Here is a 206-nt window from a genome sequence, read left to right as displayed (position 1 = left end):
GTATTTGAAACTGGTGTATCTGCGCCGGCAGCTGTTGAAGCGGCTCCTGCGGCAGCGCCTGCTCCAGCAGCGGCGGCAGAACTTAAAGAAGTTCATGTACCAGACATCGGCGGTGACGAAGTTGAAGTCACTGAGATTATGGTTGCGGTAGGCGATGTGGTTGAAGCTGACCAATCAATCTTAAACGTAGAAGGTGATAAGGCTTC

Annotated in this window: 1 protein-coding gene; it reads left to right on the top strand. The window is 51.9% G+C overall.

The genetic code is table 11. From position 1 onward, the window contains the following. Positions 1-206 (top strand): biotin/lipoyl-containing protein (locus tag CWB62_RS18600; RefSeq protein WP_283235181.1); only part of this gene is annotated, 206 nt, incomplete at both ends.

The organism is Pseudoalteromonas sp. S408 (assembly GCF_005886645.1).
Taxonomy (GTDB): Bacteria; Pseudomonadota; Gammaproteobacteria; order Enterobacterales; family Alteromonadaceae; genus Pseudoalteromonas.
Note: the sequence above shows the minus strand (reverse complement) of the source record. Positions and strands in the feature narration are given on the sequence as shown.